The sequence below is a fragment of the Pseudonocardia tropica genome (assembly GCF_040105315.1).
GTDB classification, from domain to species: domain Bacteria; phylum Actinomycetota; class Actinomycetes; order Mycobacteriales; family Pseudonocardiaceae; genus Pseudonocardia; species Pseudonocardia alni.
In genome coordinates, this window is the sequence record NZ_JBEDNP010000002.1 from 139,251 (window position 1) to 165,464 (window position 26,214).

Annotated in this window: 28 protein-coding genes; 18 read left to right on the forward strand and 10 right to left on the reverse strand. The window is 75.3% G+C overall.

The window, feature by feature from the left end; genetic code table 11:
- The first annotated feature begins 11 nt into the window (after positions 1-11).
- From WHI96_RS03910 to WHI96_RS03945, 8 genes are all read left to right on the forward strand, one after another.
- Entirely contained in the window at positions 12-764 is a 753-nt protein-coding gene (locus WHI96_RS03910) for a sulfite exporter TauE/SafE family protein (protein ID WP_345647172.1), read from the forward strand.
- Positions 765-804: 40 nt separating this feature from the next.
- The gene (locus WHI96_RS03915) at positions 805-1,098 is read left to right on the forward strand and encodes a hypothetical protein (protein WP_345647175.1); all 294 of its coding nucleotides are present in this window, start codon (positions 805-807) and stop codon (positions 1,096-1,098) included.
- Positions 1,095-2,171 carry an AAA family ATPase gene (locus WHI96_RS03920; RefSeq protein ID WP_345647178.1) on the forward strand — a complete coding sequence of 359 codons (1,077 nt, stop codon included), beginning with the start codon at positions 1,095-1,097 and terminating at the stop codon, positions 2,169-2,171. Before WHI96_RS03915 ends, WHI96_RS03920 begins: the two co-directional genes overlap by 4 nt.
- On the forward strand, positions 2,168-3,082 hold the full coding sequence (locus tag WHI96_RS03925) for a DUF58 domain-containing protein (protein ID WP_345647181.1): 915 nt from the start codon (positions 2,168-2,170) through the stop codon (positions 3,080-3,082). Before WHI96_RS03920 ends, WHI96_RS03925 begins: the two co-directional genes overlap by 4 nt.
- Entirely contained in the window at positions 3,079-4,068 is a 990-nt protein-coding gene (locus WHI96_RS03930) for a VWA domain-containing protein (RefSeq protein WP_345647184.1), read from the forward strand. The genes WHI96_RS03925 and WHI96_RS03930 overlap by 4 nt, the downstream gene beginning before the upstream one ends.
- A 52-nt stretch (positions 4,069-4,120) precedes the next feature.
- Positions 4,121-4,831, forward strand: a complete 711-nt coding sequence (gene fabG, locus WHI96_RS03935; protein ID WP_345647187.1) for a 3-oxoacyl-ACP reductase FabG — start codon at positions 4,121-4,123, stop codon at positions 4,829-4,831.
- 71 nt (positions 4,832-4,902) lie between these two features.
- Positions 4,903-5,679 (forward strand): enoyl-ACP reductase FabI, encoded by a 777-nt coding sequence (fabI, locus tag WHI96_RS03940; protein ID WP_345647190.1) that lies wholly within the window; start codon positions 4,903-4,905, stop codon positions 5,677-5,679.
- Positions 5,680-5,722: 43 nt separating this feature from the next.
- On the forward strand, positions 5,723-6,781 hold the full coding sequence (locus WHI96_RS03945) for a ferrochelatase (RefSeq protein ID WP_345647193.1): 1,059 nt from the start codon (positions 5,723-5,725) through the stop codon (positions 6,779-6,781).
- Here WHI96_RS03945 and WHI96_RS03950 read toward each other — a convergent pair whose 3' ends face one another.
- Positions 6,782-7,423, reverse strand: a complete 642-nt coding sequence (locus WHI96_RS03950; RefSeq protein WP_345647196.1) for a class I SAM-dependent methyltransferase — start codon at positions 7,421-7,423, stop codon at positions 6,782-6,784.
- 142 nt (positions 7,424-7,565) lie between these two features.
- Here WHI96_RS03950 and WHI96_RS03955 point away from each other — a divergent pair, with 142 nt between their 5' ends.
- The gene (locus WHI96_RS03955; protein ID WP_345647199.1) at positions 7,566-9,131 is read left to right on the forward strand and encodes an alanine/glycine:cation symporter family protein; all 1,566 of its coding nucleotides are present in this window, start codon (positions 7,566-7,568) and stop codon (positions 9,129-9,131) included.
- An 18-nt stretch (positions 9,132-9,149) separates the two neighbouring features.
- Here the strand turns inward: WHI96_RS03955 and WHI96_RS03960 are convergent, their stop codons facing one another.
- From WHI96_RS03960 to WHI96_RS03980, 5 genes are all read right to left on the reverse strand, one after another.
- Positions 9,150-10,163 (reverse strand): MsnO8 family LLM class oxidoreductase, encoded by a 1,014-nt coding sequence (locus tag WHI96_RS03960; RefSeq protein WP_345647202.1) that lies wholly within the window; start codon positions 10,161-10,163, stop codon positions 9,150-9,152.
- A 644-nt stretch (positions 10,164-10,807) separates the two neighbouring features.
- The gene (locus WHI96_RS03965; protein ID WP_345647205.1) at positions 10,808-11,440 is read right to left on the reverse strand and encodes an alpha/beta hydrolase family protein; all 633 of its coding nucleotides are present in this window, start codon (positions 11,438-11,440) and stop codon (positions 10,808-10,810) included.
- Between the two features lie 2 nt (positions 11,441-11,442).
- A complete protein-coding gene (locus WHI96_RS03970) occupies positions 11,443-12,462 on the reverse strand; it encodes a site-specific integrase (protein WP_208820836.1) in 1,020 nt (339 codons plus the stop codon).
- A gap of 4 nt (positions 12,463-12,466) precedes the next feature.
- A complete protein-coding gene (locus tag WHI96_RS03975; RefSeq protein ID WP_345647212.1) occupies positions 12,467-13,138 on the reverse strand; it encodes a class I SAM-dependent DNA methyltransferase in 672 nt (223 codons plus the stop codon).
- Between the two features lie 2 nt (positions 13,139-13,140).
- A complete protein-coding gene (locus WHI96_RS03980; protein WP_345647215.1) occupies positions 13,141-13,269 on the reverse strand; it encodes a hypothetical protein in 129 nt (42 codons plus the stop codon).
- 465 nt (positions 13,270-13,734) lie between these two features.
- Between WHI96_RS03980 and WHI96_RS03985 the strand changes: the two genes are divergently transcribed.
- Positions 13,735-14,034: a hypothetical protein gene (locus WHI96_RS03985; protein WP_345647218.1), complete on the forward strand. Its 300-nt coding sequence runs from the start codon at positions 13,735-13,737 to the stop codon at positions 14,032-14,034.
- A gap of 187 nt (positions 14,035-14,221) precedes the next feature.
- Here WHI96_RS03985 and WHI96_RS03990 read toward each other — a convergent pair whose 3' ends face one another.
- The gene (locus tag WHI96_RS03990; protein WP_345647221.1) at positions 14,222-14,443 is read right to left on the reverse strand and encodes a hypothetical protein; all 222 of its coding nucleotides are present in this window, start codon (positions 14,441-14,443) and stop codon (positions 14,222-14,224) included.
- Between the two features lie 391 nt (positions 14,444-14,834).
- On the opposite strand from WHI96_RS03990, the gene WHI96_RS03995 reads away from it, so the two are divergent.
- Positions 14,835-15,878, forward strand: coding sequence for a coiled-coil domain-containing protein (locus WHI96_RS03995; RefSeq protein ID WP_345647224.1), 1,044 nt, complete (start codon positions 14,835-14,837; stop codon positions 15,876-15,878).
- A 79-nt stretch (positions 15,879-15,957) separates the two neighbouring features.
- Positions 15,958-16,491, forward strand: a complete 534-nt coding sequence (locus WHI96_RS04000; RefSeq protein ID WP_345647226.1) for a hypothetical protein — start codon at positions 15,958-15,960, stop codon at positions 16,489-16,491.
- 2 nt (positions 16,492-16,493) lie between these two features.
- Here WHI96_RS04000 and WHI96_RS04005 read toward each other — a convergent pair whose 3' ends face one another.
- Positions 16,494-18,074, reverse strand: coding sequence for an alpha/beta fold hydrolase (locus WHI96_RS04005; protein ID WP_345647229.1), 1,581 nt, complete (start codon positions 18,072-18,074; stop codon positions 16,494-16,496).
- Positions 18,075-18,217: 143 nt separating this feature from the next.
- Here WHI96_RS04005 and WHI96_RS04010 point away from each other — a divergent pair, with 143 nt between their 5' ends.
- Together WHI96_RS04010 and WHI96_RS04015 are read left to right on the forward strand one after the other, a co-directional pair.
- Positions 18,218-19,369 (forward strand): sensor histidine kinase, encoded by a 1,152-nt coding sequence (locus tag WHI96_RS04010; protein ID WP_345647232.1) that lies wholly within the window; start codon positions 18,218-18,220, stop codon positions 19,367-19,369.
- Entirely contained in the window at positions 19,366-20,040 is a 675-nt protein-coding gene (locus tag WHI96_RS04015; RefSeq protein WP_425571627.1) for a response regulator, read from the forward strand. The genes WHI96_RS04010 and WHI96_RS04015 overlap by 4 nt, the downstream gene beginning before the upstream one ends.
- Positions 20,041-20,059: 19 nt before the next feature.
- Here WHI96_RS04015 and WHI96_RS04020 read toward each other — a convergent pair whose 3' ends face one another.
- Positions 20,060-21,262, reverse strand: coding sequence for an FAD-binding oxidoreductase (locus WHI96_RS04020; protein ID WP_345647238.1), 1,203 nt, complete (start codon positions 21,260-21,262; stop codon positions 20,060-20,062).
- A 71-nt stretch (positions 21,263-21,333) separates the two neighbouring features.
- On the opposite strand from WHI96_RS04020, the gene WHI96_RS04025 reads away from it, so the two are divergent.
- Positions 21,334-22,218, forward strand: a complete 885-nt coding sequence (locus tag WHI96_RS04025; RefSeq protein WP_345647241.1) for a LysR family transcriptional regulator — start codon at positions 21,334-21,336, stop codon at positions 22,216-22,218.
- A gap of 14 nt (positions 22,219-22,232) precedes the next feature.
- Here WHI96_RS04025 and WHI96_RS04030 read toward each other — a convergent pair whose 3' ends face one another.
- The gene (locus WHI96_RS04030) at positions 22,233-23,027 is read right to left on the reverse strand and encodes an Rv1486c family protein (protein WP_345647244.1); all 795 of its coding nucleotides are present in this window, start codon (positions 23,025-23,027) and stop codon (positions 22,233-22,235) included.
- A gap of 145 nt (positions 23,028-23,172) precedes the next feature.
- Here WHI96_RS04030 and WHI96_RS04035 point away from each other — a divergent pair, with 145 nt between their 5' ends.
- The 3 genes from WHI96_RS04035 to WHI96_RS04045 all read left to right on the forward strand — a co-directional run bounded on the left by WHI96_RS04035 (position 23,173) and on the right by WHI96_RS04045 (position 25,916).
- The gene (locus WHI96_RS04035; protein ID WP_345647247.1) at positions 23,173-24,012 is read left to right on the forward strand and encodes a DUF3097 domain-containing protein; all 840 of its coding nucleotides are present in this window, start codon (positions 23,173-23,175) and stop codon (positions 24,010-24,012) included.
- Between the two features lie 112 nt (positions 24,013-24,124).
- Positions 24,125-24,574, forward strand: coding sequence for an NfeD family protein (locus tag WHI96_RS04040; RefSeq protein WP_208820850.1), 450 nt, complete (start codon positions 24,125-24,127; stop codon positions 24,572-24,574).
- 88 nt (positions 24,575-24,662) lie between these two features.
- Entirely contained in the window at positions 24,663-25,916 is a 1,254-nt protein-coding gene (locus WHI96_RS04045) for an SPFH domain-containing protein (protein ID WP_345647251.1), read from the forward strand.
- Positions 25,917-26,214: the final 298 nt, after the last annotated feature.

The window sequence follows — 26,214 nt, forward strand, 5'->3', positions numbered from 1 at the left end:
AGGGTGTCCCGATGGAGTTGTGGGAGGTCGGGGTCGTCGCGCTGGCCGGGCTCTGGGCGGGGTTGATCAACACCGTCGTCGGGTCCGGGACGCTGGTGACCTTCCCGGTGCTCGTGGCGCTGGGCTTCCCCCCGGTGACGGCGACGACGTCGAACGCCATCGGCCTGATCACCGGCTCGGTCACCGGCGCCGTCGGCTACCGCAAGGAGTGGGCCGGGCACGGCCGCCGGCTCGCGACGTACGGCGTCGCGTCGTTCCTGGGGGCCGTGGTCGGTGCGGCGCTGCTGCTCTCGCTGCCGCCGGACGCGTTCGAGACGATCGTGCCGGTCCTGGTCGGCACCTCGGTGCTGCTGGTCGCCGTGCAGCCCCTGCTGGCCCGCCGGCTGCGCGACCGCCCGCGCCCGGACCGGACCGGCTCGCCGGTGCTCTACGTGCTGGTGTTCCTGGTGGGCGTCTACGGCGGCTACTTCACCGCGGCCCAGGGGATCATGCTGGTCGGGGTGATGGGGCTGCTCGTCGCGGACCCGCTGCAGCGGCTCAACGCCTTCAAGAACACCCTCGCCTCGGTCGTGAACATCGTCGCCGGGGCGATCTACGCCGTCGTCGCGCCGGTCGACTGGACCGTCGTCGGGATCATCGCGGTCAGCTCGATCGTCGGCGGGCTGCTCGGGGCGAAGGTCGGCCGCAGGCTGCCGCCCGCGGTGCTGCGGACCGTGATCGTCGTGATCGGGGTCGCGGCGATCGTGTTCCTGCTGGTGGAGTGAGCGCCCGGAACTGTCGGGGGTGTCTGCTCTCCTGGGGGTCGTGGACGACGACCGCGCCGCCGAGCTGGCCGTGGCCCTCGCCGCGCTGGCCGGTCGCGAGATCGGTCCGGCCGAGGCGCGGGCCGTCGTCGCGCACGCCCACGACCTGACCCCGGCCCGGGCGAACACGGTCTGGACCCGGCACCGGGCGGCGCCGCGGACCGTGTCGCTGCGCGACTACCTGGCGATGACGATCCGGTTCACCGCGCAGGACCCCGCCGCGGGCGGGCCCGACGGCCCGGGGCCGCACGCCTCACCGGATCCACACGGCCGACACGGTGGGATGGGACCGTGAGCACGACTGCCTCGACCGGTCCGGACCCGATCACCCCCGCCCGCGACGCCGAGCGGCTCGAGCGTGCGGTGCTCGAGGTGAAGCGGGTGATCGTCGGTCAGGACCGTCTCGTCGAGCGGATGCTGGTGGGGCTCCTCGCGAAGGGGCACCTGCTGCTGGAGGGCGTCCCCGGCGTCGCGAAGACCCTGGCGGTGGAGACCTTCGCGACGGTCGTGGGCGGCAGCTTCTCCCGCCTGCAGTTCACCCCCGACCTGGTGCCCGCCGACATCCTCGGCACCCGCATCTACCGGCAGGGCCGCGAGGAGTTCGACGTCGAGCTCGGTCCGGTCGTCGCGAACTTCGTGCTCGCCGACGAGATCAACCGCGCCCCGGCCAAGGTGCAGTCGGCGATGCTCGAGGTGATGGCCGAGCGCAAGCTCTCCCTTGCCGGTCGCGACCACCCGATGCCCGACCCGTTCCTCGTGCTCGCCACCCAGAACCCGATCGAGAACGAGGGCGTCTACCCGCTGCCCGAGGCGCAGCGCGACCGCTTCCTGTTCAAGTTGATCATCGAGTACCCGGGCGTCGAGGAGGAGCGGGAGATCATCTACCGGATGGGTTCCACCCCGCCGGTGCCCTCCCGGATCCTCACCCCCGAGGAGCTGGTCCGGCTGCAGCGCACCGCGGCGGACGTGTTCGTGCACCACGCCCTGGTCGACTACGTCGTGCGGCTGGTCGTCGCGACCCGGCTGCCGTCCGAGCACGGCCTGTCCGACGTCGCGTCCTGGATCGCCTACGGCGCCTCGCCGCGCGCGTCGCTGGGCATCGTGTCCGCGGCCCGCGCGCTGGCCCTGGTCCGCGGCCGCGACTACGTCCTCCCGCAGGACGTGCTGGAGGTCGCCCCGGACGTGCTGCGTCACCGCCTGGTGCTGTCCTACGACGCGATCGCCGACCAGGTCCCGGTCGACCACATCGTCACCCGGGTCCTGCAGACCGTGCCGTTGCCGCAGGTCAGCGCCCGGCCCGGGGGAGGGCCCGAGGGTGCGTCGACGGCGTGGCCGCCCGCACCGGGTGCCGGCCAGGGCCCGGCGTGACGGCGGGGTCCGCCGACCTCGTCCGGCTCGAGGCGTCCCTGCGGACCCTGGAGCTCACCGTCCGGCGCCGGCTGGACGGGCTGCTCCAGGGCAACCACATCGGCCTGCTGCCCGGGCCCGGCACCGAGCCCGGTGACGCGCGGCCCTACCAGCCCGGCGACGACGTCCGCCGGATGGACTGGTCGGTCACCGCCCGCACCACCGCGCCGCACGTGCGCGAGACCGTCGCCGACCGCGAGCTGGAGACCTGGGCGGTGATGGACCTGTCGCGCAGCATCGACTACGGCACCGCCCGCACCGACAAGCGGCACCTGGCGCTGGCCGGGCTCACCGCGGTCGCCCAGCTGACGACCGGCGGCGGGAACCGGCTCGGCGCCGTCGTCGCGAACGGGGAGTCGACGCTGCGGCTGCCCGCCCGCGGTGGCCTGGCGCACGCCCGCGGTCTGGTCCGCCGGGTCGCGACGATGCCGTCGGCACCCGAGGGCACCCGCGGCGACCTGTCCGGTGCCCTCGACGAGCTGCGCCGTCCGCCGCGCCGGCGCGGGCTGGTCGTCGTGGTGTCGGACTTCCTCGGCGAGCCCACCTGGGAGCGGTCGCTGCGGGCGCTCTCGGCGCGCCACGAGCTGCTCGCGATCGAGGTCGTCGACCCGCGGGAGCTGGAGCTGCCCGACGTCGGGACCGTCGTGCTCGCCGACCCCGAGACCGGGCGCCAGCGCGAGGTCGACACCACGCCGCTGCTGCGTCGCGAGTTCGCCGCCGCCGCCTCCGAGCACCGCGACCGGGTGGCCACCGCGCTGCGCCGCTGCGGGGCCGGGCACCTGACCCTGCGCACCGACACCGACTGGGTGGCCGACATCGTGCGGTTCGCCGTCGCCCGCAAGCACGCCTCCGCTCCGCGGAGGCCCGCATGACGTTCACCGCCCCCTGGTGGCTGCTCGGCCTGCTCGTCGTCGCCGCGCTCGCGGTGGCCTACGTGTGGCTGCTGCGGCGGCGCCGTCGCGACGTCGTGCGGTTCACCAACCTGGAGCTGCTGGAGTCGGTCGCCCCGAAGCGTCCGGGCCGGTGGCGGCACCTCCCGGCGATCGCGCTGATCGCGGCGCTGGCGGTGCTCACCGTGGCGCTCGCCGGGCCGCAGGCGATGGCGAAGGTGCCGCGCAACCGGGCCACGGTGATGCTGGTGATCGACGTGTCGCTGTCGATGAAGGCCACCGACGTCGCCCCGACCCGGCTCGCCGCCGCGCAGGCCGCGGCCAAGCAGTTCGCCGACCAGCTGACCCCCGGCGTCAACCTGGGGCTGGTGTCCTTCGCCGGGACGGCGGCGGTGCTCGTCTCGCCCACGACCGACCGCAGCGCGGTCAAGAACGGCGTCGACAACCTGCAGCTCGCCGAGTCCACCGCGACCGGTGAGGCGATCTTCACGGCGATGCAGTCGATCGACACCTTCTCCCGGTCGCTGCAGGGCGGCCCGGACGCGGCGGGCGTGCCACCACCGGCGCGGGTCGTGCTGCTCTCCGACGGCACCCAGACCGTGCCGGGGCCGGACGGGGAGAACGAGCCGCGCGGCTCGTTCACCGCGGCCGCCGAGGCGAAGAACCGCGGCGTCCCGGTGTCCACGATCTCCTTCGGCACCAGCTACGGCACGATCGAGCTCGACGGCGGGCGCACCCCCGTCGCCGTCGACGACGCCTCGATGGAGCGCATCGCGCAGCTCTCGGGCGGCCGGTTCTTCACCGCCGCCACCGAGTCCGAGCTGCGCGCGGTCTACTCCGACCTGTCCGAGGAGCTCGGCTACGAGGAACGCGAGGTCGACGCCAGCCGGCCCTGGATGATCGGCGGGTTCGTGCTGCTGATCGGCGGGCTCGGCGCGGGCATCCTGCTCGGTAGACGGCTGCCGTGAGGGTGATCTCCGCTCGCGGGTACCGGTCGGTAGTGCGTTAGGTTCACCCCCCGTGGGACGCAGCGTGCTCGTGACCGGAGGAAACCGCGGCATCGGCCTGGCGATCGCCCAGGCGTTCGCGGCCGAGGGCGACCAGGTGGCGGTGACCTACCGCTCCGGGAAGGACGACATCCCCGACGTCCTGCTGCCGGTGCACTGCGACGTCACCGACGCGGAGTCCGTCGACGCCGCGTTCACCGAGGTCGAGGCCGCGCACGGCCCGGTCGAGGTGCTGGTGTCCAACGCCGGCATCACCGACGACGGCCTGCTCATGCGGATGGCCGAGGAGTCTTTCACCAAGGTCGTCGACGCCAACCTCACCGCGGCCTACCGGGTCGCGAAGCGGGCCTCGCGCGGGATGCTGAAGGCCAAGAAGGGCCGGATGATCTTCGTCTCGTCGGTCGTGGGCCTCTCCGGCTCGGCCGGGCAGGTCAACTACGCCGCCTCGAAGTCCGGGCTCGTCGGCCTGGCCCGCTCGGTCGCCCGCGAGCTGGGCAGCCGCGGCATCACCGCGAACGTCGTCGCCCCCGGGTTCGTCGACACCGACATGACCCGCGCGCTGCCCGAGAAGCGGCGCGAGGAGATCCTGGGGACCATCCCGCTCTCCCGCTACGCCGACACCGGCGAGATCGCCTCGGTCGTCGCCTTCCTCGCCTCGCCCGGCGCCGGCTACGTCACCGGGGCGGTCGTCCCGGTCGACGGCGGACTGGGCATGGGGCACTGAGCGACGCCCGCGCAGCGGACATCGACACCGTGCCCACCGGCCCGGCCACGCGGAACTCTCGAAAGGACGTCATGGGACTGCTCGACGGCAAGCGGCTGCTGATCACCGGTGTGATCACCGACGCCTCGCTGGCCTTCCACTCCGCCAAGATCGCCCAGGAGCAGGGCGCGGAGGTCGTGCTCACCGGTTTCGGCCGGATGCGGCTGGTCGAGCGGATCGCGATGCGGCTGCCGAAGCCCGCACCGGTCGTCGAGCTGGACGTGTCGGACCAGGAGCAGCTGGACTCGCTCGTCGAGCGGATCACCCCGCACCTGGGCGACGAGCCCCGCCTCGACGGCGTGCTGCACTCGATCGGGTTCGCCCCGGCCGGCGCGCTCGGCGAGGGCGCGTTCCTCAACGCCCGGTGGGAGGACGTCGCCACCACGATCCAGGTGTCGGCGTACTCGCTGAAGTCCCTGGCGATGGCGTGCAAGCCGCTGCTCGGCCCGGGCAGCTCGATCGTCGGCATGGACTTCGACAACCGGCAGGCGTGGCCCGCCTACGACTGGATGGGCGTCGCGAAGTCCGCGCTGGAGTCGGTCACCCGCTACCTGGCCCGCGACCTGGGCCGCGACGGCATCCGGGTCAACCTGGTCGCCGCCGGCCCGGTGAAGACGATGGCCGCCAAGTCCATCCCGGGCTTCTCCGCGTTCGAGGACGTGTGGGACAAGCGCGCCCCGCTCGGCTGGGACATGAACGACCCGGTGCCGGTCGCCAAGACCGTGTGCGCCGCGCTGTCGGACTGGATGCCGACCACCACCGGTTCGATGATCATGGCCGACGGCGGGGTGCACGCCGTCGGCGTGTGAGGCCGGGGAGCGCGCGTACGGGGTGGCGTCGATAATCGGGACCGTGCCCGAACAGCCCTGCCCCGACCCCGATGCCATCCTGGTGCTCAGCTTCGGCGGCCCCGAGGCCCCCGACGAGGTCCGCCCGTTCCTGGAGAACGTGACCCGGGGGCGCGGGGTCCCGCCGGAGCGCCTCGACGCCGTCGAGGAGCACTACCAGCACTTCGGCGGGGTCTCGCCGATCAACGCGCGCAACCGCGAGCTGATCGCGGCGATCGCCGCGCGCACCGAGCTGCCGGTGTACTTCGGCAACCGCAACTGGCGGCCCTTCGCCGAGGACACGGTGCGCGAGATGACCGAGGCCGGCGTCGAGCGGGCGCTGGTGTTCGCGACGAGCGCCTACGGCGGCTACTCCGCCTGCCGCCAATACCACGAGGACATCTCCCGGGCCCGGGACGCGGTCGGTGACGCGGCCCCCGATCTGGTCAAGCTGCGCCACTTCTACGACCACCCGGACTTCGTGCGCGCCAACGCCGACGCCGTGCGGGCCGCGTGGGCGCAGCTGCCCGAGGAGCGGCGCGAGGCGGCGCGGCTGGTGTTCACCGCGCACTCCGTCCCGACCTCGGCCGACGCGGCGGCCGGGATCCCGGCCGACGGCGGGCACCGCTACTCCCGGCAGGTCGCCGAGGCCGCGGCGCTGGTCGCCGCCGAGGTGGGCGTCGACGAGTTCGACGTCGTCTGGCAGTCCCGCTCCGGTCCGCCGCAGGTGCCGTGGCTGGAGCCCGACATCGTCGACCACATCGACGACCTGCACGCCAAGGGCGTACCCGCGGTCGTCGTCGCGCCGGTCGGGTTCGTGTCCGACCACGTCGAGGTCGTGTGGGACCTCGACAACGAGGCGGCCGAGCGCGCCGCCGAGCACGGTATGGGCTTCGCCCGCGCCGCCACCGCCGGACCCGACCCCCGTTTCGCCGACATGGTGGTCGAACTCGTGCGGGAGCACTCCGACGGCGTGCCCGCCCGGCGGCTGGGCACCGGCCCGTCCGCCGGGTGCACCCGCAACGGGGCGCCCTGCGCGGTCGACTGCTGCGTGCCGCAGCGGCGGCCCGCCCGGCCGAGCTGATCAGCGGCGCCGCACCCGGGCCAGATGGGCGGGGACCTCGACCCTGGTCCCGGCCGGCTCGCCGTAGGCCCCGGCCAGGCCGGCGGTCACGACCCCCCGGTAGGACGCCGGCCCGACGGTCTCCACCGTCCAGTCCGGCCCGGTGAACGCGGCCCGGACGTCGGCCGCGTCGATCACCGGACCGAACTCGGCGGCGGCGGCGCCGGTCCGGGCCAGGGCGAGCACGTGCACCACGCCGCCGGGACGCACGACCCCGGCCAGCGCGCGGGCGTAGCGGGCCTGGTCACCGGGGTCGAACAGGTGGAACAGGGCGCTGTCGACCACCGTGTCGAACGGGCCGAGGCCGTCCGGGGCGAGGGCGTCGGCGACGACGAACCGGGCGTCCACCCCCGCGGCCGCGGCCCGCTGCCGGGCCCGGCGTACCGCGGTCGGGGCGGCGTCGGCGCCGAGCACGTCGTACCCGAGCCCGGCGAGCAGGATCGTGTGCTCGCCGGTGCCGCAACCGGGATCGAGGACGGTCCCGGTGACCGCCCCCGAGTCGACGAGTGCGACGACCGCCGGCTGCGGTTCGTCGATCACCCAGGGCGGGTCGCCGTCGCGGTAGGCCTGCTCGAAGCGGGAGACGGGCGGGGTCAGCTCCATCGGATGCTCCTCTCGGGGGACGTCCCGGGAGCATCCGACCTCCACCTCGGTCGAGGTCAAGGTCCCGGCCGACATCGACGATCCGGTAACCGTTTGTCCGTATTCTTGTGGTTCGTGTCGACATGGGGTGAAGTTCCGCCCCATGACCTCCGTACCGACCACGGCACCGCCGCAACCCGGCGTGCTCGAGAGCATCGAGCTGTCCATCAACTCGGTGTTCGACCCGATCTCGACCGGGCTGTCGAACATCGTCTTCTACGAGGTGACCGTCCTCGGAGCGGACTTCCCGCTGATCGTGGGCTGGCTGATCCTGGCCGGGGTGCTGTTCACCCTCTACTTCGGGTTCGTCCAGTTCCGCAGCATCGGGCTCGCCCTGCGGATCGTCCGTGGCCGCTACACCCGGCGCGACGAGCCGGGGGAGATCACCCACTTCCAGGCCCTGGCCTCCGCGTTGTCGGGCACCGTCGGTCTGGGCAACATCGCCGGCGTCGGTGTGGCGGTCACGATCGGTGGTCCCGGCGCGACGTTCTGGATGATCGTCGCCGGGCTGCTCAGCATGGCCACCAAGTTCGTCGAGTGCACCCTCGGCGTGAAGTACCGCGAAGTGCACCCCGACGGCACCGTGTCCGGCGGTCCGATGCACTACCTGCGGATCGGTGTCGCCGAGCGCATCCCCAACGCGTTCGGCCGCGGCCTGGGCAAGGTCCTGGCCGCCGGCGCGGCGGTGATGATCCTCTTCTTCGGCGTCGCCGGCGGGAACATGTTCCAGGCCAACCAGACCTTCGCCCAGCTCCGCAACGTCACCGGGGGCGAGACCGGTCTGCTCGGCAGCGGCGGCGCCGCGTTCGTCTTCGGTCTGCTGCTGGCCGCGCTCGTCGGGGCGGTCGTGTTCGGGGCCATCAAGTCCGTCGGTGCGGTCACGGGTCGTCTCGTCCCGGTGATGGCGATCGTCTACGTGACCGCCTGCCTCGTCGTGATCGCCGTGAACATCGCGCAGGTCCCGACGGCGTTCGGGCTCATCCTCTCGGGAGCGTTCTCCGCCGAGGGTGTGGTGGGCGGTGCGCTCGGCGCCATGATCGTCGGTTTCCAGCGGGCGGCGTTCTCGAACGAGGCGGGCCTGGGCTCCTCGCCGATCGCGCACTCGGCGGTCCGGACGAGGAACCCGGCCACCGAGGGGTACGTGGCCCTGATCGAGCCGTTCGTCGACACCGTGGTCATCTGCACGATGACCGCGCTGACCATCGTGATCGCCGGTACGCCCTTCTGGCAGCAGGCCCAGGCGACCGCCTTCGCCAGCGGCGGCTCCGACGTGGCCGACGGCGTGCTCATCACCTCCGACGCGTTCGCCACGGTGCTGCCGTGGTTCCCCTACGTGCTCGCGGTCGCGGTGTTCCTGTTCGCCGTCTCCACGATCATCACGTGGGGCTACTACGGGCAGAAGGCCTGGACCTACCTGTTCGGCAAGAACGTGGTGTCCGAGCGCGTCTACCAGACGGTCTTCTGCTTCTTCGTGGTCGTCGGCTCGGTGCTGACCCTGGGCAGCGTGCTCGACTTCGCCGACGCGGTGCTCTTCCTGCTCGCCTTCTTCAACATCCTGGGCCTCTACGTCCTGGCCCCGGTGGTCAAGAAGGAGGTCCGGGCGTTCCGCGCGAAGCTCGCCTCCGGCGAGGTCACCGAGGTGGAACCGTCCGAGCGGGCGATGCTCTGACCCGTCGCGTGGGCCCGGTCAGATCCGGGCCCACGCCCGGGCGAGCAGCTCGTAGGACCGCAGGCGGTCGTCGAGGGTGGGGGCGACGGTCTCGACGACGAGCTCGTCGGCCTCCGCGGCCTCGACGATCGCGGCGAGCCGGCTCGCCACCGCGTCCGCCCGGCCGACGACGCGGGTCCGCAGGCGGTCGTCCAGCGCGACCTGCTCGTCCGGGTCCAGCGGGGGGAGGCCGGCCCGCTCGTCGGCGGTGGGGTAGTGGTGCGCGCCGGCGTCGAGGGCGAGCCCGCGCAGCCAGACGTCGTAGCCGGAGCCCAGTGCGGCGGCCTCGTCCTCGGTGTCCGCGGCCAGCGCCGACACCGCGATCGCGACGTGCGGGCGGTCCCGGTAGGGGCCCGGTACGAACCGCTCGCGGTACAGGTCGATCGCCTCGAGCACGGTGGTCGGCCGGGAGAAGTAGGCGACGCCCATCGGCAGCCCGTTGCGCGCGGCGTACTCGGCGCTCTCGCCCGCGCCCGCTGCATGCACCCAGACCTGCGGGGTCACGGCGGCGAGCAGGTCGACCGGCGTGCCCTGCAGTCCCGGCTCCTTGCCTGCGAGCAGGCGCAGGAGCTGGTCGCAGCGCCCGCTGAAGGTGCCCAGGCCGCGTTCGAGCAGCCGGGCCTCGACGTGCGGGCGGTCGTGGTCGAACCCGACGGTGCGCGGCGTGCGGGCGGCGACCGACCGGCCCAGCCCGAGGTCGGTGCGGCCACCGGACAGGGCGGACAGCAGCGTCGCGTCCTCGGCCAGGCGCAGCGGCGGGTGGTAGGCGACCAGGGTGGCGGCGACGCCCAGCCGGATGCGCTCGGTCCGGGCCGCGAGGTGCGAGAGCAGCACCATCGGGCTGGTCGACCCGAGCGCCGGGTTGAGGTGGTGCTCGCCGACCCAGTAGCGCAGCATGCCGAGCGACTCGGCCTGGCGTGCGAGCACGATCGCGTCGGAGACGACGTCGGTGGCGGTTCCGCCGGGCCGGACCGGGTTCAGGTCCAGGCACAACAGCGGGATCGTGGACAGGGTGCACTCCTGCGACAGGCGGGGTGCACGGAGTCGGCACCGGGGCTCGTCCGAATCTAGAGCCGCCGCGGGCAGGGGGTCAACGCGCCGGGAGCCGGAGCGCCGCGACTCACCTTGTCAAGGAATCATTGACGCCTACGCGCGGTCAACCGAGCGGCGACACCCGCCGGCCGCGGAGACGGGGGAGGGGAGGCCGGCTCGCGCTGTCGGCCGGAACGACCGTGGCCGGGCCGGTCGTGCCGGCGGTACCCCGGCCGGCGCGGATCATCAGGCGGTCCGGTGCGAGGCTGGCGGCCGGTCCGGCCTCGGCTCCCCGGCCCGGCCGGTCGTCGACGCCCCGTGCCCGTGCGTCGACAGGACACGTGGTCGGGCCGCCGGGGTGGACGGGTTCTCGCGCCGATCGCGTCCAGGGCGGGGGCGCGGTCCGGGCGGCCGTGCGGACGAGGGGTCGCCGGCGACTCCCCCCTCGTAGCCCTCCTCTGTCAATGAAGCATTGACGTCAGCGAATCGTCGCCGAAACGACGACAACCGAACCGCCAGGACCGGAGGACGCCGACGCCGGCCGGGGAGGTCCGGTGGCCCGGGCCGACGACCGGCGTGCGGTGCGGTCCGGTGCGGCCCCCGGGTCAGCGGGGCCGGTCGGCGGCCCGGTCGAGCGCGTCGACGACGGCGTCGGTGAACGCCCCGGCACCGCCGTGCCCGGCGTCGTCGATGATCCGCAGCTCGCTGCCCGGCCAGCGCCGGTGCAGGTCCCAGGCGATGTCCGGAGGGCCGGAGACGTCGTACCGGCCGTGGACCAGGGTCCCGGGGATCCCGGCGAGCCGGGTCACGCCGCGGAGCAGGGCGTCGTGGGGGAGGAACGCGGCGTGCCGCCAGTAGTGCGTGACCAGCCGGGCGAAGACGAGCCGGAACGCCGGGTCCTCGTAGCGTCGGCTCGGCCGGTGGCCCGGTGCGAGGGAGACGTGGGTGTCCTCCCAGCGGCACCAGTCGCGGGCGGCGTCCTCACGTACGGCCGGGTCGGGGTCGGAGGCGAGCGGCCTGCTGCGGCCGCAGCCGCGCTGGTCGAGCAGCACGATCCGGTACCGCTCGGGGTCGTAGTACCGGCGGGCCCCGGCCGAGGCACCCGAACCGGGGCCGCCGTGCAGGTCCAGCGCGGGTCGCCCGTCGGGGTTGCCGCAGGTCTCCCAGTGGAGGGTCTGGCCGTCGTCGGTGGTGAGGGTGCCGGCGTCGTAGGGCTCGATCGGCGGGTGGAGGGGCACGGCTACAGACCTGCCAGCAGGGCGGCGGAGTTGTCCTCCCAGGCGTTGTCGATGCGGATGTAGGCGCCGACGGTGGCCAGGGAGCGGTGCCGGGTCTGGTGGGCGATGGCCCGGTCGGAGGCGCCGCGCTGGTGGGCGTAGGTGACGTGGCCCGCGCGCAGGGAGTGCGCCGACCAGGGGCCGGGGCCGATGTCGGCCCGGGCCACCGCGCGCTGGACGATCTCGTTGACCGACTCCGGGTGCAGCGGCCGGTCGGTCACCCGGTTGCCGCGGGTGACCTTGCGCAGCACCGGGCCCTCGGTGATCCCGGCTGCGTCGAGCCAGGTCCGCAGCGCGGTGACCGGGCAGCGCGCGGCCCGGTGCGCGTGCGGGAGGACGACGAGCTCGGGCTCGGTGCCGTACGGGTTGGTCTTGGACCGGGGGATCGACAGGACGCGGCCGCGCGGGTGGTCGGCGACGTCGGCGACGGTGAGCGCGGCGAGCTCGGAGCGGCGCAGCGCGGAGAAGAACCCGACCAGCAGCAGGGCCCGGTCGCGCAGGCCGGCGAGGTCGTCCTCACCCGGGCGGGTCGCGTAGCTGCGGGTGGTGGGGCAGGCGTCGACGACGTCGTCGAGGTCGGGGGGCATCAGCGGCCGGGCCTGGACCGGCGGGGCACCGTGGGTGCGGCGGATGCCTTCCCAGACGGCGGTGACGCGGCGGGCGTCGGTGGGGTCGGGCAGGTCGCGCATGACGTGCACGAACCGGATCGAGGAGAGCCGGCGGCTGATGGTCCCGACCTTCGCCCCGGCCCCGGCGAGCTCGGTGATGTAGCCGGACAGCGCCTCGGGGGCGGCGGGCAGCGCCTCGTGCCCGTGCCGGGCGCACCAGCCGCTGAACTCCCGCCAGTCCGAGGCGTAGCCGCGACGGGTGTTGGCCGACCGGGCGGCCGCGACGTAGGCGGCCTCCTGCTCGGTCAGTGGGAGGTCCACCTGCGGCGCGAGCAGCTCGGCGCCGGGGACGCCGGTGGGGGCGGGGTCGGTCACCGGGTCATCCTGCCGGTCCCGGTGCCCGCGCCACGATCACCACGCCCGGGCCGGTCCGTTCGTCGGGGTGCAGGAGGAGCTCGGCCTCGGGGTGCAGCCCGGCCCGCCCGAGGAGGTCGCGCAGCTGCTCGGGCCGCCACAGGTGGGTGGTCCAGCGGACGGGCACGCCGCCGTAGCACTCGGTGCGTTCGAGCTCGCCGTCGCCGACGTGGGTCGCCAGGATCAGCCGCCCACCCGGGGCGAGGGCGCGGGTGAAGGAGACCAGGACGTGCGGCAGGACGTCGCGGGGCAGGTGGAACAGCGACCACCAGCCCAGGACCCCGGCGAGCGAGGCGTCGGGGACCGCGAGCTCGGTGGCCGAGCCGACCGAGAACCGGCAGTGCGGGTACAGCCGCCGGGCGTGGGCGACCATGGCGGGGGAGAGGTCCATCCCGGACGCGTCGACACCGCGCTCCACGAGGTGGGCGGTGACCTGCCCCGGCCCGCAGCCGACGTCGAGGACCGGCCCGCGGCCCGCGACGGCGTCGGCGAAGGTGTCCATGGCGGCCCGGAGCCAGGGGTGGGTGCGGACGTCACCGAGGCCGGTGGTGACGACCATGTCGACGTAGTTGTCGGCGACGCGGTCGTAGGAGTCGCGGACGGCGTCGAGGTCGGCGGGGCGCGGGACCGGGGACACGCTCAGTGCACGACCGCGGCGACGACGAGCAGTGCGGCGGCCAACGCCGCCGTCAGCACCCGGCCCTGCCAGGTCTGCGGGCGCAGTCCCCACCCGGCCCGCTTCGGCCCGAACCACGGTGACCTGCCCATCGCTGCTCCTCCCGCCCGGTTCCCGGCCAGGCTATCGCCGGTGATCGGGGCCCGGGGCCGCGCGGCCACTCTCGACCCTCCGCCGCCGGGAGGGGGCCGCTGATGCGGCGACGACCTCCTGCCTCCCGATCAGGTCGCCGCCGTGCTCGGCTACGCCGACGCGTCGGTCATCCGTAGCCACCTCGCCCGAAACCCCGGCTATTTCCCCGCCCCGACCAAACGGACCCCGACGGCCGACAGCACGACCGCCGACGCGAGATCTGGACGTTCGCCGACAGTCGCACCAGGCCTGGGCGGGCCCCGGCCGACGCCCACCCGGAGACCGCCGAACGAACGGGCTCCGACCAGCACAGAACACCGGCACGGAGAACCACCGGTCCATCACCTCGGGAGGGCTCCCGAAACCGATGCCCGAGGATCCCATCACTGCCGCAGGAGCCGGTGGGATGGCGGCAGCCGACACCGATGTCCGGCAACGAGGAGGAACTCGTGGTGAACAGAAGGCACTCCATCCGTCGGATGGCGACCCTCGCCGTCGCATCCGTGGCGAGCGTCGGCGCGCTCGGCTTCGCCGGTGTCGGCGTGGCTCAGGCCGGCGAGCACATCACGTCCGCGGGCACGTTCCAGAGCAGATCGGCATGCGAGTCGGCGATCGCTTCCTTCACTGCGACCCCGGTCGGGGGGAAGTACGTCTGCGCCTCGAACGGCAACCCGGCGTCGCAGGCCGAGCCGACGTACACCGCCTACTACCACTACTGGGACTGATCGACGCAATCCCGCCTGCGACGCGGTGCCGGGGTCACGTTCCCCAGGGGGATCGTGTCCCCGGGTCGTCGCGTGGACAACCGCACGGGCCGGAGCGTGTTCGACGTGAAGGTCGATCGGGTCGCGCCCGGACGGCGTCTCCGAGTGCTGCCTGCCACCCGGCCGAGGCGCTGGAGGCGCCGGCCCGTCAGCAGGTCCCGCGGTGGACGACACGCCCCCGCTCGCGGTCGGGGCGGTCACGGCGCCGGTCGAGCAGGTCGGGCGGTGCCGGGTCGTGGCGCACCGCCGGGGTGGCGGCATCGCCGTCGCGGCCGCGGCGGCCACGCCCGCGCTCGTCGAGTCGCTCGTGCTCGTCGAGCCGCACGGCCTGCCCGACGACGGGGGACCGGGCGGGGTCCCTCGTGTCCAAGGACTTCCTCGACCGGCCCCCGTCGTACCGGCAGCTCCGGACCCGGTGGCAGGCCTGCGTCGGGGGAGCGGCCGGGCCCGTCGAGCGCCTGGACCTGCCCGCCGTCGACCGGGAACAGCCACATGCCGATGACGGACACGAGCAGCGACGTGGTCGCGGCGATGATCGCGGAGTGGCCCGGCGCCTCCGTGCCGGCCCGACCGCACACCGCCCCGGCGGTCCCGCTCCACCACGGTTCCCCGCGTGCCCCCGCGTGCCCCGGCGACGGTCGGTGCACCCGTGGCCCGGACAACCCGGGATTCTCTGCATTATCCAGTGTTACAGAGGTTCGATTATGTAAAACTCAAAACCTGGTATCAGTTCAGAAAACAAAACTGCTACCATGCCTGGCGTGACGGACACGGTGGTGCGGTGCGGATACAGCCGGTGCCGGGCGGAACTGCCCCCGCCCGGCCCGCAGGGTGGCCGTCCGCGGTCGTTCTGCCGAGACACCCGGTGGGAGCAGGGGCGGACGTGCGCGCAGATGGCCCGCGCCGAGCGGGAGGCCCTCGGTGCGCTCGGCCTCGACACCGGGACCGGCGCGTTCGCGCTCGACGCGGACCGGCTCCGCGAGCACGTCGGCGCGCTCGCCGGGCCGGTGGCCGAGCTGTCCGGGGCGCTGACCTCCGTGCTGGACCGGCTCGACGAGATCGAGCGCGACGCCCTGGCCGCCACCGAGGCCGCCCGCGCGGGCGCCGCGGAGTCCGACGCCGCCCGTCAGCGGGCCGACACCGCCCGGGAGACGGCCGAGCGCCGGGCCCGCGAGGCGGACCGGGCCGCCACCGAGGCACGGCAGGAGCGCGCCGAGGCGGTGACCCGGGCCGAGGAGGCCGCCGCCACCGCGCTCACGGCGACCGAGGCCCTCGGTGCCGCGCGGCAGCAGGCCGCCGACGCCGTCGCCGCCCGGGACGCCGCCGTCGCCGACGCCCGCGAGGCCCGGGACTCCGCCGCGAGGGCCACCCGGGGCCGGGAGGCCGCGGTGCTCGCCGCCCGGACCGCCGAGCACGAGCGCGACGCCGCCCTCACCCGCGCCGACGCCGCCGCCCGTGACCGGGACCGCCTGGACGCCGACCTGACGGCCCTGCGGGCCGATCACGCCGCGATGGTCGCCGACCGCGCAGGTCTGGTCGAGTCCGTCGTCGAGCAGCGCAGCCGGCTCGCCGCGCAGCGCGACCTGCTGACCGAGGCCCGCGCCGTCGCCGAGGGGCTGCGCGCGCAGCACGAGACCGCCCGCACCGCGGCCGACGAGCTGACCCGCCGGCTCGACGACACCCGCCGGGAGCGGGACGGGCTCGTCGCGGAACGGGACCTGCTGCGCGCCGCGGCACCGGAGCCGGGCCCGGCCCGGATGCACCCCGACGATCTCGCGGCCCTCGAGGCCGCGGTGCGCAGGTGAGGCCGGGCGGTCGGCGAACCGTCGCCGGGGCTGCGGCCGTGGTGACCCGCCGTCGTTGCGGCCTGGCACGCTCGGCGCCATGACCTCCCGTGTCCCCTCCCGTCGCCGCCCCGACGGCGAGGCTCCCGCCCCGGTCGTGGTGACGGTGCTGCGGGAGCGGCTCTACGGCACCCTGTCCTGCCTGTCGACCCTGCTGGTCCTGCTCGGCCACGGCGGCGGGGGCTCCTCGGCCGGGTCCGCGATCGTCGACGTCGTGGTGGCCGCGGGCGCCCTGTGGGCGGCGAGCCTGCTCTCCGACGTCGTCGCCCACCTCGCCGTGCACGGACAGGGGCCCCGCGGCCACGAGCTCGTCGCCGCACTGCGCAGCTCGGGGCAGATCCTCCAGGCCTCCGCCGCGCCGGTGGTGCTGCTCGCCGCCGCCGCGGCCGGGCTGCTGGAGCTGACCACCGCGCTGGAGCTCGCGACCGGGGTGACGGTGCTGGTGCTGGCCCTGTTCGCCGTGCTCGCGGCCCGGCGGACCCCGCTGTCGTGGTGGCGACGGGTGCTGCTGGTCGTCGCGCTCGTCGGGCTCGGTGCACTCGTCATCGTGGTCAAGCTGCTCGCGCACGGCTGATCTCAGCCGCCCGGCACCGCCCCGGGACGGGTGGTGGCCTGCGGCGGTGTGCACACGGTGCCCGCCGCCGGCAGCGTGGTGTCGAGCAGCGTGGCCTCCACCGCGGCGTCGACGCAGGGGTCGGTGCCGTACGAGCCGTGCCCGACACCCTCGCGGGTCAGCAGGACCGCCTGCTCCAGGGTGTCGGCCGTCCGCTCGGCCCAGGTGTGGGGGGTGACCGGGTCGAGGCGGCCGCCGACCACCAGCGTCGGCGGGGCGCCCGCGCCGGTCAGCGGCGCGATGACCCGGTCGGTGTTCGGCGCGGGCCACACCGCGCAGGCCAGCGCGCTGTAGGCGGCGCGGGTGCCGATCCGCGGTGCGTGCCCGACCGCCCGCTCGGCGGCCGCGGTGTGCGCGGCGACGTCGGCCGGGGTGGTCCAGTCCGCGCAGCGCACCGCGGTGTGCTGCTCCTGCGTCGCGGTCGGGACACCGAACGGCGAGACCGTCAGGTTGCGGTACAGCAGGTGGGCGAGGGTGCCGTCGCCCTGCTGCGCGGTCGCCAGCGCCGTCGTGAGCACCGGCCACAGGGTCCGGTCGCCCGCCGCGCCGCGGGCGGTCTCCAGCAGCATCGCGCCGTCGACGACGCCGGCCGGGGCGAGGCCCTCCACCGCCCGGGCCGGGGCGGGGCGCCGTTCCAGACCGGCGACGAGTGCGTCGAACGCGGCGGCCGGGTCGCCGTCGCCGACCGGGCAGACCGCGGTGCCCTCCGTGCGGCAGGCGTCGAACCAGGCGTCGAGGGTCCGCTCGCTCGCGACGGCGACCTCGTCGAGGAACTCCAGGGGGTCCCCGGTCCACAGCGTGGTGTCGACGGGTGCGTCGAGGACCATCTGCCGGACCCGGTCCGGGAACAGGGTGGCGTACATCGGGCCGACGACGGTGCCGTAGGAGATGCCGTAGTAGGTGATCGTCTCCTCGCCCAACGCGGCGCGCAGCCGGTCGAGGTCGCGGGCGACGTTGTCGGTGGACAGGCTCGCCAGGAACGCCGGGGCCTGGTGCGCCGCGCAGCCCTCGGCCAGCGCCGTCGCCTCGGCGAGCAGGGTGGGCAGCGGGGCGCCGCCGGGGAGCGCGGGGTCGGCGGCGGTGCTCGCGGCGGCCTCGGCGCGCTCGGCGTCGGTGCGGCAGCGCACCCCCGACGAGGCGCCGACGCCGCGCGGGTCCATCGCGACGACGTCGAAGCGCGCCAGCACGTCCGGTCCGAACGTGCCCGGGGCCCCCGGGGTGGCGGGCATCGCGCGCAGCGTGTCGGTCGCGGCGACCCCGGGCCCACCCGGGTTGAAGAACAGGGTGCCGATCCGGCGCTGCGGGTCGGTGGCGCGGTGGCGCATCACCGCGAGGGCGACGCGGGGGCCGCCGGGGTCGGTGTACTCCTGGGGGACCTCGAGGGTGCCGCACTCCAGGCCGGGGCCGCACCCGGTCCAGGTGACCGGGTCGGGCGGCGGGACGGCGGGTGCGGCGGGTACGGCCGCGGCGCAGCCGGTGAGGGCCAGTGCGACGGCGGCGGCGAGCACGGCGAGCGGTCGGAGGCGTCGGTACGGGGCGGGCATGCGGTCGATGCTGCGGCGGCCACCCGGCCGTCCGGATCGGTCCGGAGGAGTGTCCTGCCCGGTCGGGGTCCGTCCGAAGGATGAGTGCGTCCGGGCCGCCGGACGGAGGCGTCCGCGCCGGGACGGGCCCTAGCCTCGGCGGCATGACCGATGTCGCGACGTACCGGCGGTGGGTCGTCGACGGCCTGGTGGTCGTGGTGACGGCCCTGATCGGGCTGCTCATGGCCCGGTTGCGGGTGGTGGCGTCGCCGGACGGGCCCGAGGTGCTGCTGGGTGTCGACGTCGCGGCGGGGATGCTCGCCTGCGTCGCGCTGTGGTGGCGGCGCCGGCACCCGCTGCCGGTGGCCGTGGGCATCGTCGTGCTGTGCACGTTCTCGGAGGTCGCGTCGGTCCCGGGGCTGGTCGCGCTGTTCGCGGTCGCCGCCCGCCGCCCGGCCCGGGTGTCGGCCGTGGTGTTCCTGGGCAGCTTCGCGTCGTTCGCGGTGTACTACTCCTGGCGCCCCGCGCCGGAGGCCCCGCTGTGGCTGCTGGTCGGGGCGGTCGTGGCCGTGCACGCGGCGGTGTTCGGCTGGGGGCTGCTCGTGCGCAGCCGCCTGCTGCTGGTCGCATCGCTGCGGGAGCGGGCCGCGATGGCCGAGTCCGCGGCGGCGCTGCGGGCCGAGCGCACCGCGCACGAGGCCCGGGAGGCGCTGGCCCGGGAGATGCACGACGTGCTCGGGCACCGGCTGTCGCTGCTCAGCGTGCACGCGGGGGCGCTGGCGTTCCACCGCGACGCGCCGGCGGAGGAGACCGCGCGGGCCGCGGAGGTCGTGCGGGAGAACGCCCACCGCGCGCTGCAGGACCTGCGCGAGGTCATCGGGGTGCTCCGGGCGCCGGTGGGGGAGCTGCCGCTGCCCGGGATCACCGACGTCGGGGAGCTGATCGAGGAGACCCGCCGGACCGGGACCGCGGTCGTCCTGCACGACGGCCCCGGCGTCACCACCGGGGAGCACCCGGTGCCCGAGACCGCGGGGCGCACCGCCTACCGGCTGGTGCAGGAGGCCCTCACCAACGCGCGCACGTACGCGCCGGGTGCCCCGGTCACGGTGACGGTGACCGGCGGGGCCGGGGACGGGCTCGTCGTCGAGGTGGCGAACCCGGCACCGGTCCGGCCCGCCCGCGCCGACCGGCCGGGCGCCGGGCAGGGGCTGCGGGGGCTGGCCGAGCGGGCGACGCTCGTCGGGGGCCGGCTGGACCACGGCCCGACCCCGGACGGCGGGTGGCGGACCGGGATGCGGCTACCGTGGCCGTCGTGACCAGCTCCGACCCCGTCGCGGTGCTCCTCGTCGACGACGACCCGGTCGTCCGCTTCGGACTGTCGATGATGCTGCGCGGCGCCGACGGCCTGACCGTCGTCGCCGAGGCCGGGGACGGCGCCGAGGGGATCGCGCTGGCCGAGCGGCACCGGCCCGACGTGGTGCTGATGGACATCCGGATGCCGGGCACCGACGGGCTCACCGCCACCGAGACGCTGCGCCGCCGCCCCGGCGCTCCCCAGGTCGTCGTGCTCACCACCTTCGACGCCGACGCCCACGTGCTGCGGGCGCTGCGGGCCGGGGCCGCCGGGTTCCTGCTGAAGGACACCCCGCCCGACGAGCTCGTCCTCGCCGTCCGGCACGCCGCCGCGGGCCGCCCGGTGCTCTCGCCGGAGGTGACCCGCCGGCTCATCGACCGGGTCGCCGAGACCGACCGGGACAGCACCCGGACCGCGGCCCGGCGACGGCTGGAGCGCCTCGCCGAGCGGGAGCGCACCATCGCCCTCGACCTCGGCGCGGGCCGGTCCAACGCCGAGATCGCCGCCCGGAACCACATCAGCGTGGCGACGGTGAAGACCCACGTCTCGGCGATCCTGACCAAGCTCGACCTGAACAACCGGGTCCAGGTGGCGCTGCTGGTGCACGACGCCGGGTTGTCCCCGCCGGTCTGACCCGGGGCGGGGCACGGGCTCAGCCGGCGTCCGGGCGGGGCGGCCCGAACCGGAACGCCGGGTGCGACCGCTCGCGGGTCGCGCGTGCGGCGAACCCGTCCAGGACGTGGTCGACCTCCCGCCAGGCGACCGGCGCGGGGACGGCGTCGTCGCCGAACGGGGCCAGGACGTTCACGCAGTGGGCGGCGTCGCGGCCGCGGACGGTGTCGGCGACGGCCGGGGCCCGCCCGGCCGCGCCGCCGAGGTGCCGGATCCCGGTCACGACCATCGGCCCGGTGCGGGAGACGACCCGGTCGAGGCCGTCGGGGTCGAGCCCGTCGACGAGCAGGTCGTCGCCGAGGTAGGCGTGCGGGAACTCCGGCTCGGCGTACACCCGGGCGGATTCGCGCGGGTCCAGCGGGGCGACGGTGTCGTCGTCCCAGGCGACGGCGGCGCGCAGCGGTGCGAGCAGCGCGTCGGTGCGGCCGGGTCCGCCGGTGCCGACGACCCCGACCCGCAGGACGCGGCGTCCGCGCAGGTGGGCGGGCAGGAACGGCAGGTCGGGGTAGGGGACCACGGACACGCCGGAGGTGACGTCGTCGGGCAGGGTCGCGGTCCAGTCCGCCCAGGCGTGCAGGGCGGCCGGGTCGCCGGGGGAGTCGGCGGCGCCGAGGACGCGGACGAGGCCGCCGCCGACCAGGCCGTCGGAGCCGAGCAGCCCGACGACGACCGCGGTGACGACGTCGCCGTCGTCGGGGCCGGTGCCGCGCAGCCGCGCGAAGTAGCGCGGGTCGGACGCCGCGGACACCCGGACGGTGCCGCCGGCGCGGGCGAGCTCGACGGCGTGGACGTGGTCGGCGGCCCAGCCGTCGGCGCGGACGGTGAGGCCGAGCCCGCCGCCGGACAGGTACCCGGCGACACCGACCGACGGTGCGCTGCCGTGCGGCGGGCGCAACCCGTGCGGCGCGGCCGCGGCGACGACGTCGCCCCAGGTCGCACCGGCCCCGGCGCGGGCGGTGCGGGTACCCGGGTCGACCGTCACCCCGGCCATCGCCGCGGTGTCGATCAGCAGGCCGCCCTCGCACGGGTGGCGCAGGCCGTGCCCGGTGGAGTGCACGGTGACGGTGAGGCCGTCGCGGCCGGCCCGCGCCAGCGCGGCGACGACGTCGTGCGCGCCGGTGGCGGCCACGACGGCCGACGGACGGTGGGTGATCCCGGTCTGGAAGCTGCGTGTGCTGGTCATGGCACCGAGCCTGGGCCCGGCAGCGGCAGAAGTCGAAGAGATGGATCGTCTACCGGTTAGCATCTCTGGTTATGGAATTACGGCACCTGCGCTACCTGGTCGCGGTCGTCGACTCGGGGACCGTCACCGCGGCCGCCGCGGCGCTGCACGTCGCGCAGCCCGGGGTGAGCGCGCAGCTGCGGCAGCTGGAACGCGAGCTCGGCGCACCGCTGGTCGAACGCGGCCCGCGCGCGGTCACCCCGACCGAGGCCGGCCGGGCGGTCCTGCCGCACGCCCGCGCTGCGCTCGCCGCCGTGGAGGACGCGCGCGACGCCGTCGCCGCGCTGCGCGGGCTGCTGCGCGGCCGGGTCGCGGTCGGCATGGCCACGTCGCTGCCCGACACCGTGCTCGCCGACCCGGTCGGCGACTTCGCCGCCGCACACCCGCAGCTGGAGGTGACCCTGCGGGAGGGGACGACCGACGAGCTGGTCGACGAGCTGCGGGCCGGGCGGCTCGACGTCGCCGTGCTGGGGTTCCCGCACGCCCCGCCCGACGGCCTCGACGGGCGGGTGCTGGTCGAGTCCCCGCTGGTCGCGGCGGTCGCGGCGGACGACCCGTTCGCCGGGCGGGCCGCGGTGAGCCTGGAGGACCTCGCGGCCCGGCCGCTGATCTGCCTGCCCCGCGGGCACGGCCTGCGTGCCGCGCTGGACGCGGCGCTGGCGGCCCGGTCGCTCACCGCGCGGGTGGGGTTCGAGTCCGGCGCGATGACGCTGCTGCTGCGCCTGGCCGCGCGCGGGGCGGGGGTGGCGGTGGTCCCGGAACCGGCGCTCGGCGCGGCCGGGGTTGCGGCGCTGGCCCGGCCGCCCGTCGCGGTGCCGATCACCCCGGAGGTCCGGACCCGGCTGCACCTGGTGTGGCGCTCGGGCGGGCCCGGCGGGCCGGCGGCGCGGGCGCTGCTGGAGTCCCTGCTCCGGTAGCGCCCGGCGCGGGATCAGCGGGGGACCGACACCAGGACCCGGACGGCCTCGGCGACGGCGGCGCGCCGCGCGACCCGCACCGCGGTGGCGATGGGGCGCAGCGCGTCGGAGCGGGCGACGGCCGCCGACGCCGACAGCGCACCGCCGGGCTCGTCGCCGGAGGCGGCGGACAGGATCGCGTCGACCTCGTCGGCCTGCTGCAGCACCCGCAGCGCCTGCGGGGGCATCCCGCCGGGCCACAGCGCGTGCGGGCGGCGGCGCAGCCAGGCCGCGATCTCCTCGCGCACGCCGGGCCGGTGCCGGGCCACACCCAGGTCGGTCAGGGCCGCGGCGGCGGCCCGCACCTGGCCGCGCAGCTCCCGCTCGGCCTCGTTCAGTGCCACGTACTCGGGGACCGGGCCGGGGTCGGCGACGGCGTGCGCGGTCCAGCGGACCACCCCGTCGGCGATCGGCGACGGCACGACGCCGAACCCGGCGTCGGCGAACAGCACACCCTCGCCCGCGGTGATCGCGGCGTCGGAGAACGGGCCCGGGCCGGGCAGGCCGCGCACGTCCCCGGGGGCCGGCAGCACCAGCCGGGCCTGTCCGCGCGGGGCGCCGCGGCGGACGGCGGCGAGCAGCATCGCCGTCGAGGTCGGCGCCGACCCGGGGCCGGGCAGTCCGGTCGTGGCGGCGGTGACGTCGTCGGCGGCGAGCACGTCGTGCGCCTCCGACCACGGCGCGAGCGCGTCGAGGACGTCGTCGGGTGCGGCGGACCCGGCCAGCCAGGCCGAGGCCCACACGGCGAAGGTCGTGGAGGCACAGGACACGGCGGTCAGGCTAACGGCCCGTCCCGCGTCGCACACCCGGCACGTGGGTGACGCAGCGCTACGAGGTTCACGCTGAGCGTGACCACCGGAGTGTGGGCGTGTCGTGACCCGGTCACCGACCGGCGTCGACCGATACTGGCTCACCATGAGCCGGACCCACGACTACCGGGGCATGTTCGACACCGCGGGGACCCGTGCGCCGCGGGAGAGCCGGGTGACCGAGGTCGCCGCCGAGCCGGGCCTGGTCGTCGAGGACCCGGCCAGCGGGTTCTGCGGCGCCGTGGTGACCGTCACCGCCTCGGAGGTGACGCTCGAGGACCGCTTCGGCGGCCGGCGGATCTTCCCGCTGCGCCCCGCCGGCTTCCTGTACGAGGGCCGCCCCGCGACGCTGGTCCGGCCGCGGGCCGCCCCCGCGGGCCGCACGCTGTCCGCGTCGGGCTCGGTGCACGTCGCGAACCTGACGGCACGCACCGCGCGCGCCGCCCGGATCTGGGTCGAGGGACTGCACGACGCCGCGCTCGTCGAACGGGTGTGGGGCCACGACCTGCGGGTCGAGGGCGTCGTCGTCGAGCCGCTGCACGGCGTCGACGACCTGGCCGCGGCCGTCCGCGACTTCGACCCGGGACCGCACCGGCGCCTCGGCATCCTCGTCGACCACCTGGTCGAGGGCACCAAGGAGACCCGGCAGGCCCGCGAGGCCTACCGCGCCACCCGCGACGCCCAGCGATGCGTGCTGGTCACCGGCCACCCCTACGTCGACGTCTGGCAGGCCGTGAAGCCCTCGGTCGTCGGGATCCGCGAGTGGCCGGTGGTCCCGCGCGGCACCGACTGGAAGACCGGGGTCTGCGCGGCACTGCGGTGGGGCGAGCCCGCCGACGGTGCCCGCCGGGTGCTCGGGGCCGTCCGCAGCTACCGCGACCTGGAGACCCCGATGATCGGCGCGGTCGAGCGCCTCATCGACTTCGTCACCGCCGAGGGGGCCTGACCCCGACTCGGCGGGCGAACTCCGGCACGGACCGGTAACGATCTGGTCGACCGGTGTGGAGCATCCCGACGAAACGCCGACGGGGAAACGGACATTCTGGCACCCTGGAGCCATGGATCCGGCACTGATCTGGCTGCTCATCGGTCTCGTACTGATCGGCAGCGAGGTCGTGTCCGGGGAGCTGTTCCTCGTCATGCTCGGCGGCGGAGCGCTCGCCGCGGCGGCCGGGGCGGCACTCGGGTTGACGCTCCTGCCGGCCGCCGGTGTGGGCGGCGCCGTCGCGGTACTGCTGCTGCTGGCCGTGCGACCGGTGGCGAAACGCAGGCTGGCCGAGCACATGGGCACGCTCGAACGCCACCAGGACCGGTTCGTCGGCGCCTCCGCCGAGGTCGTGCAGCGTGTCGACGGCGAGCGCGGGCAGGTGCGGATCGGACGCGAGGTGTGGTCGGCGCGGTCGATGGACGGGGTGGAGGTCCTCGAGGCCGGTGCCACCGTCACGATCCTGCAGGTGACCGGGGCGGCCGTGCTCGTCACCGGTCGGGGGGAGCTACCGCCGTCCTGACCCGCCACCGCGGTGGGACGGCACGACGCCCCGGGGACTCCGGGGCGACACGGGCGCCGGTTCTCCGGCGCGCAGGAGGGGAGAGCACATGGGCGCCGAGTTCATCATCGGCATCGTCCTGCTCGTGCTGGTCGTGACGATCGTCGTCAAGTCGGTCGTCATCGTCCCGCAGGAGTGGGCCTACATCATCGAACGGCTGGGCCGCTACCACAGCATCCGGGAGGGCGGCCCCGCCATCCTGGTGCCGTTCGTCGACCGCACCCGCGAGCGGGTCGACCTGCGTGAGCAGGTCGTGTCGTTCCCGCCGCAGCCGGTCATCACGCAGGACAACCTGACCGTCAACATCGACACGGTCGTGTACTTCAAGGTCAACGACGCCAAGGCCGCGGTCTACGAGATCGCCAACTACATCGCCGGTGTCGAGCAGATCACCACCACGACGCTGCGCAACGTGGTCGGTGGCATGACCCTGGAGCAGACGCTGACCTCGCGGGACCGGATCAACACGGCGCTGCGCGGCGAGCTGGACGAGGCCACCGAGCGCTGGGGCATCCGGGTCGCCCGGGTCGAGATCAAGGCGATCGACCCGCCGCCCTCGATCCAGAACTCGATGGAACAGCAGATGAAGGCCGACCGCGAGAAGCGGGCCATGATCCTCACCGCGGAGGGCCAGCGGGAGTCGGCCATCCGCAGCGCCGAGGGCAACAAGCAGTCCCAGATCCTCACCGCGGAGGGCGCCAAGCAGGCCGCCATCCTCGCCGCCGAGGCCGAGCGGCAGTCGGAGATCCTGCGGGCGCAGGGCCGCCGGGCCGCGCTGTACCTCGAGGCGCAGGGTGAGTCGAAGGCGATCGAGAAGAAGTTCGCCGCGATCAAGGCCGGCAAGCCCACCCCGGAGCTGCTCGCCTACGAGTACCTGCAGACGCTGCCGCAGATGGCCGAGGGCGAGGCCAGCAAGCTGTGGGTCGTCCCGTCCGACTTCGGGAAGGCACTGGAGGGCTTCACCCGGATGCTGGGTGCGCCCGGCGAGGACGGCGTCTTCCGCTACGAGCCCAGCCCGGACGACGGCACCGTCTCCAGGCCCGCCGAGGACGACGGCGTCGAGGACTGGTTCGACACCTCGTCCGACCCGGAGATCGCCAAGCAGGTCGCGGCGGCCACCGCGGCGGCCCAGCAGGAGGTCCCGCCGGTGGGCTCGGAGGTCCCGCCGGTCCCCGGCACCGAGGCCGGCAACGGCGGCAGCGGTGTGGCCCCGGCCCAGCTGGAGGCCTCCCGCGAGGTCCCCGGCATCGGCGGCCCGGGCGTGGTGCAGGGCCACCCGAACGGCCAGGAACAGCGCGGCTGACCCCCCTCGGCCGCACGTCACCTCCTACGGTGACCGCCCCGCCCCATCCGGCTCGCCGGGTGGGGCGGTGTCGCGTGCGACGGCTCGACCAGCCGGGCGCGAAGGGGACCGACAGTGGTCACGGCCTCGACACCCGGCCACGCGGGCGCGGCTCCGGGCGACGACCGCCCGGGCCCTGACCTTCACCGGGGCCCTGCCGGTCGCCACCCCCCTGGTCGGGTTCGCCGAGGAGCTCCTGTTCCGTGGGGCCGAGTGCAGGTCGTCCGCCGCAGCGTGCCGAGCACGCAGGTCGACCCGG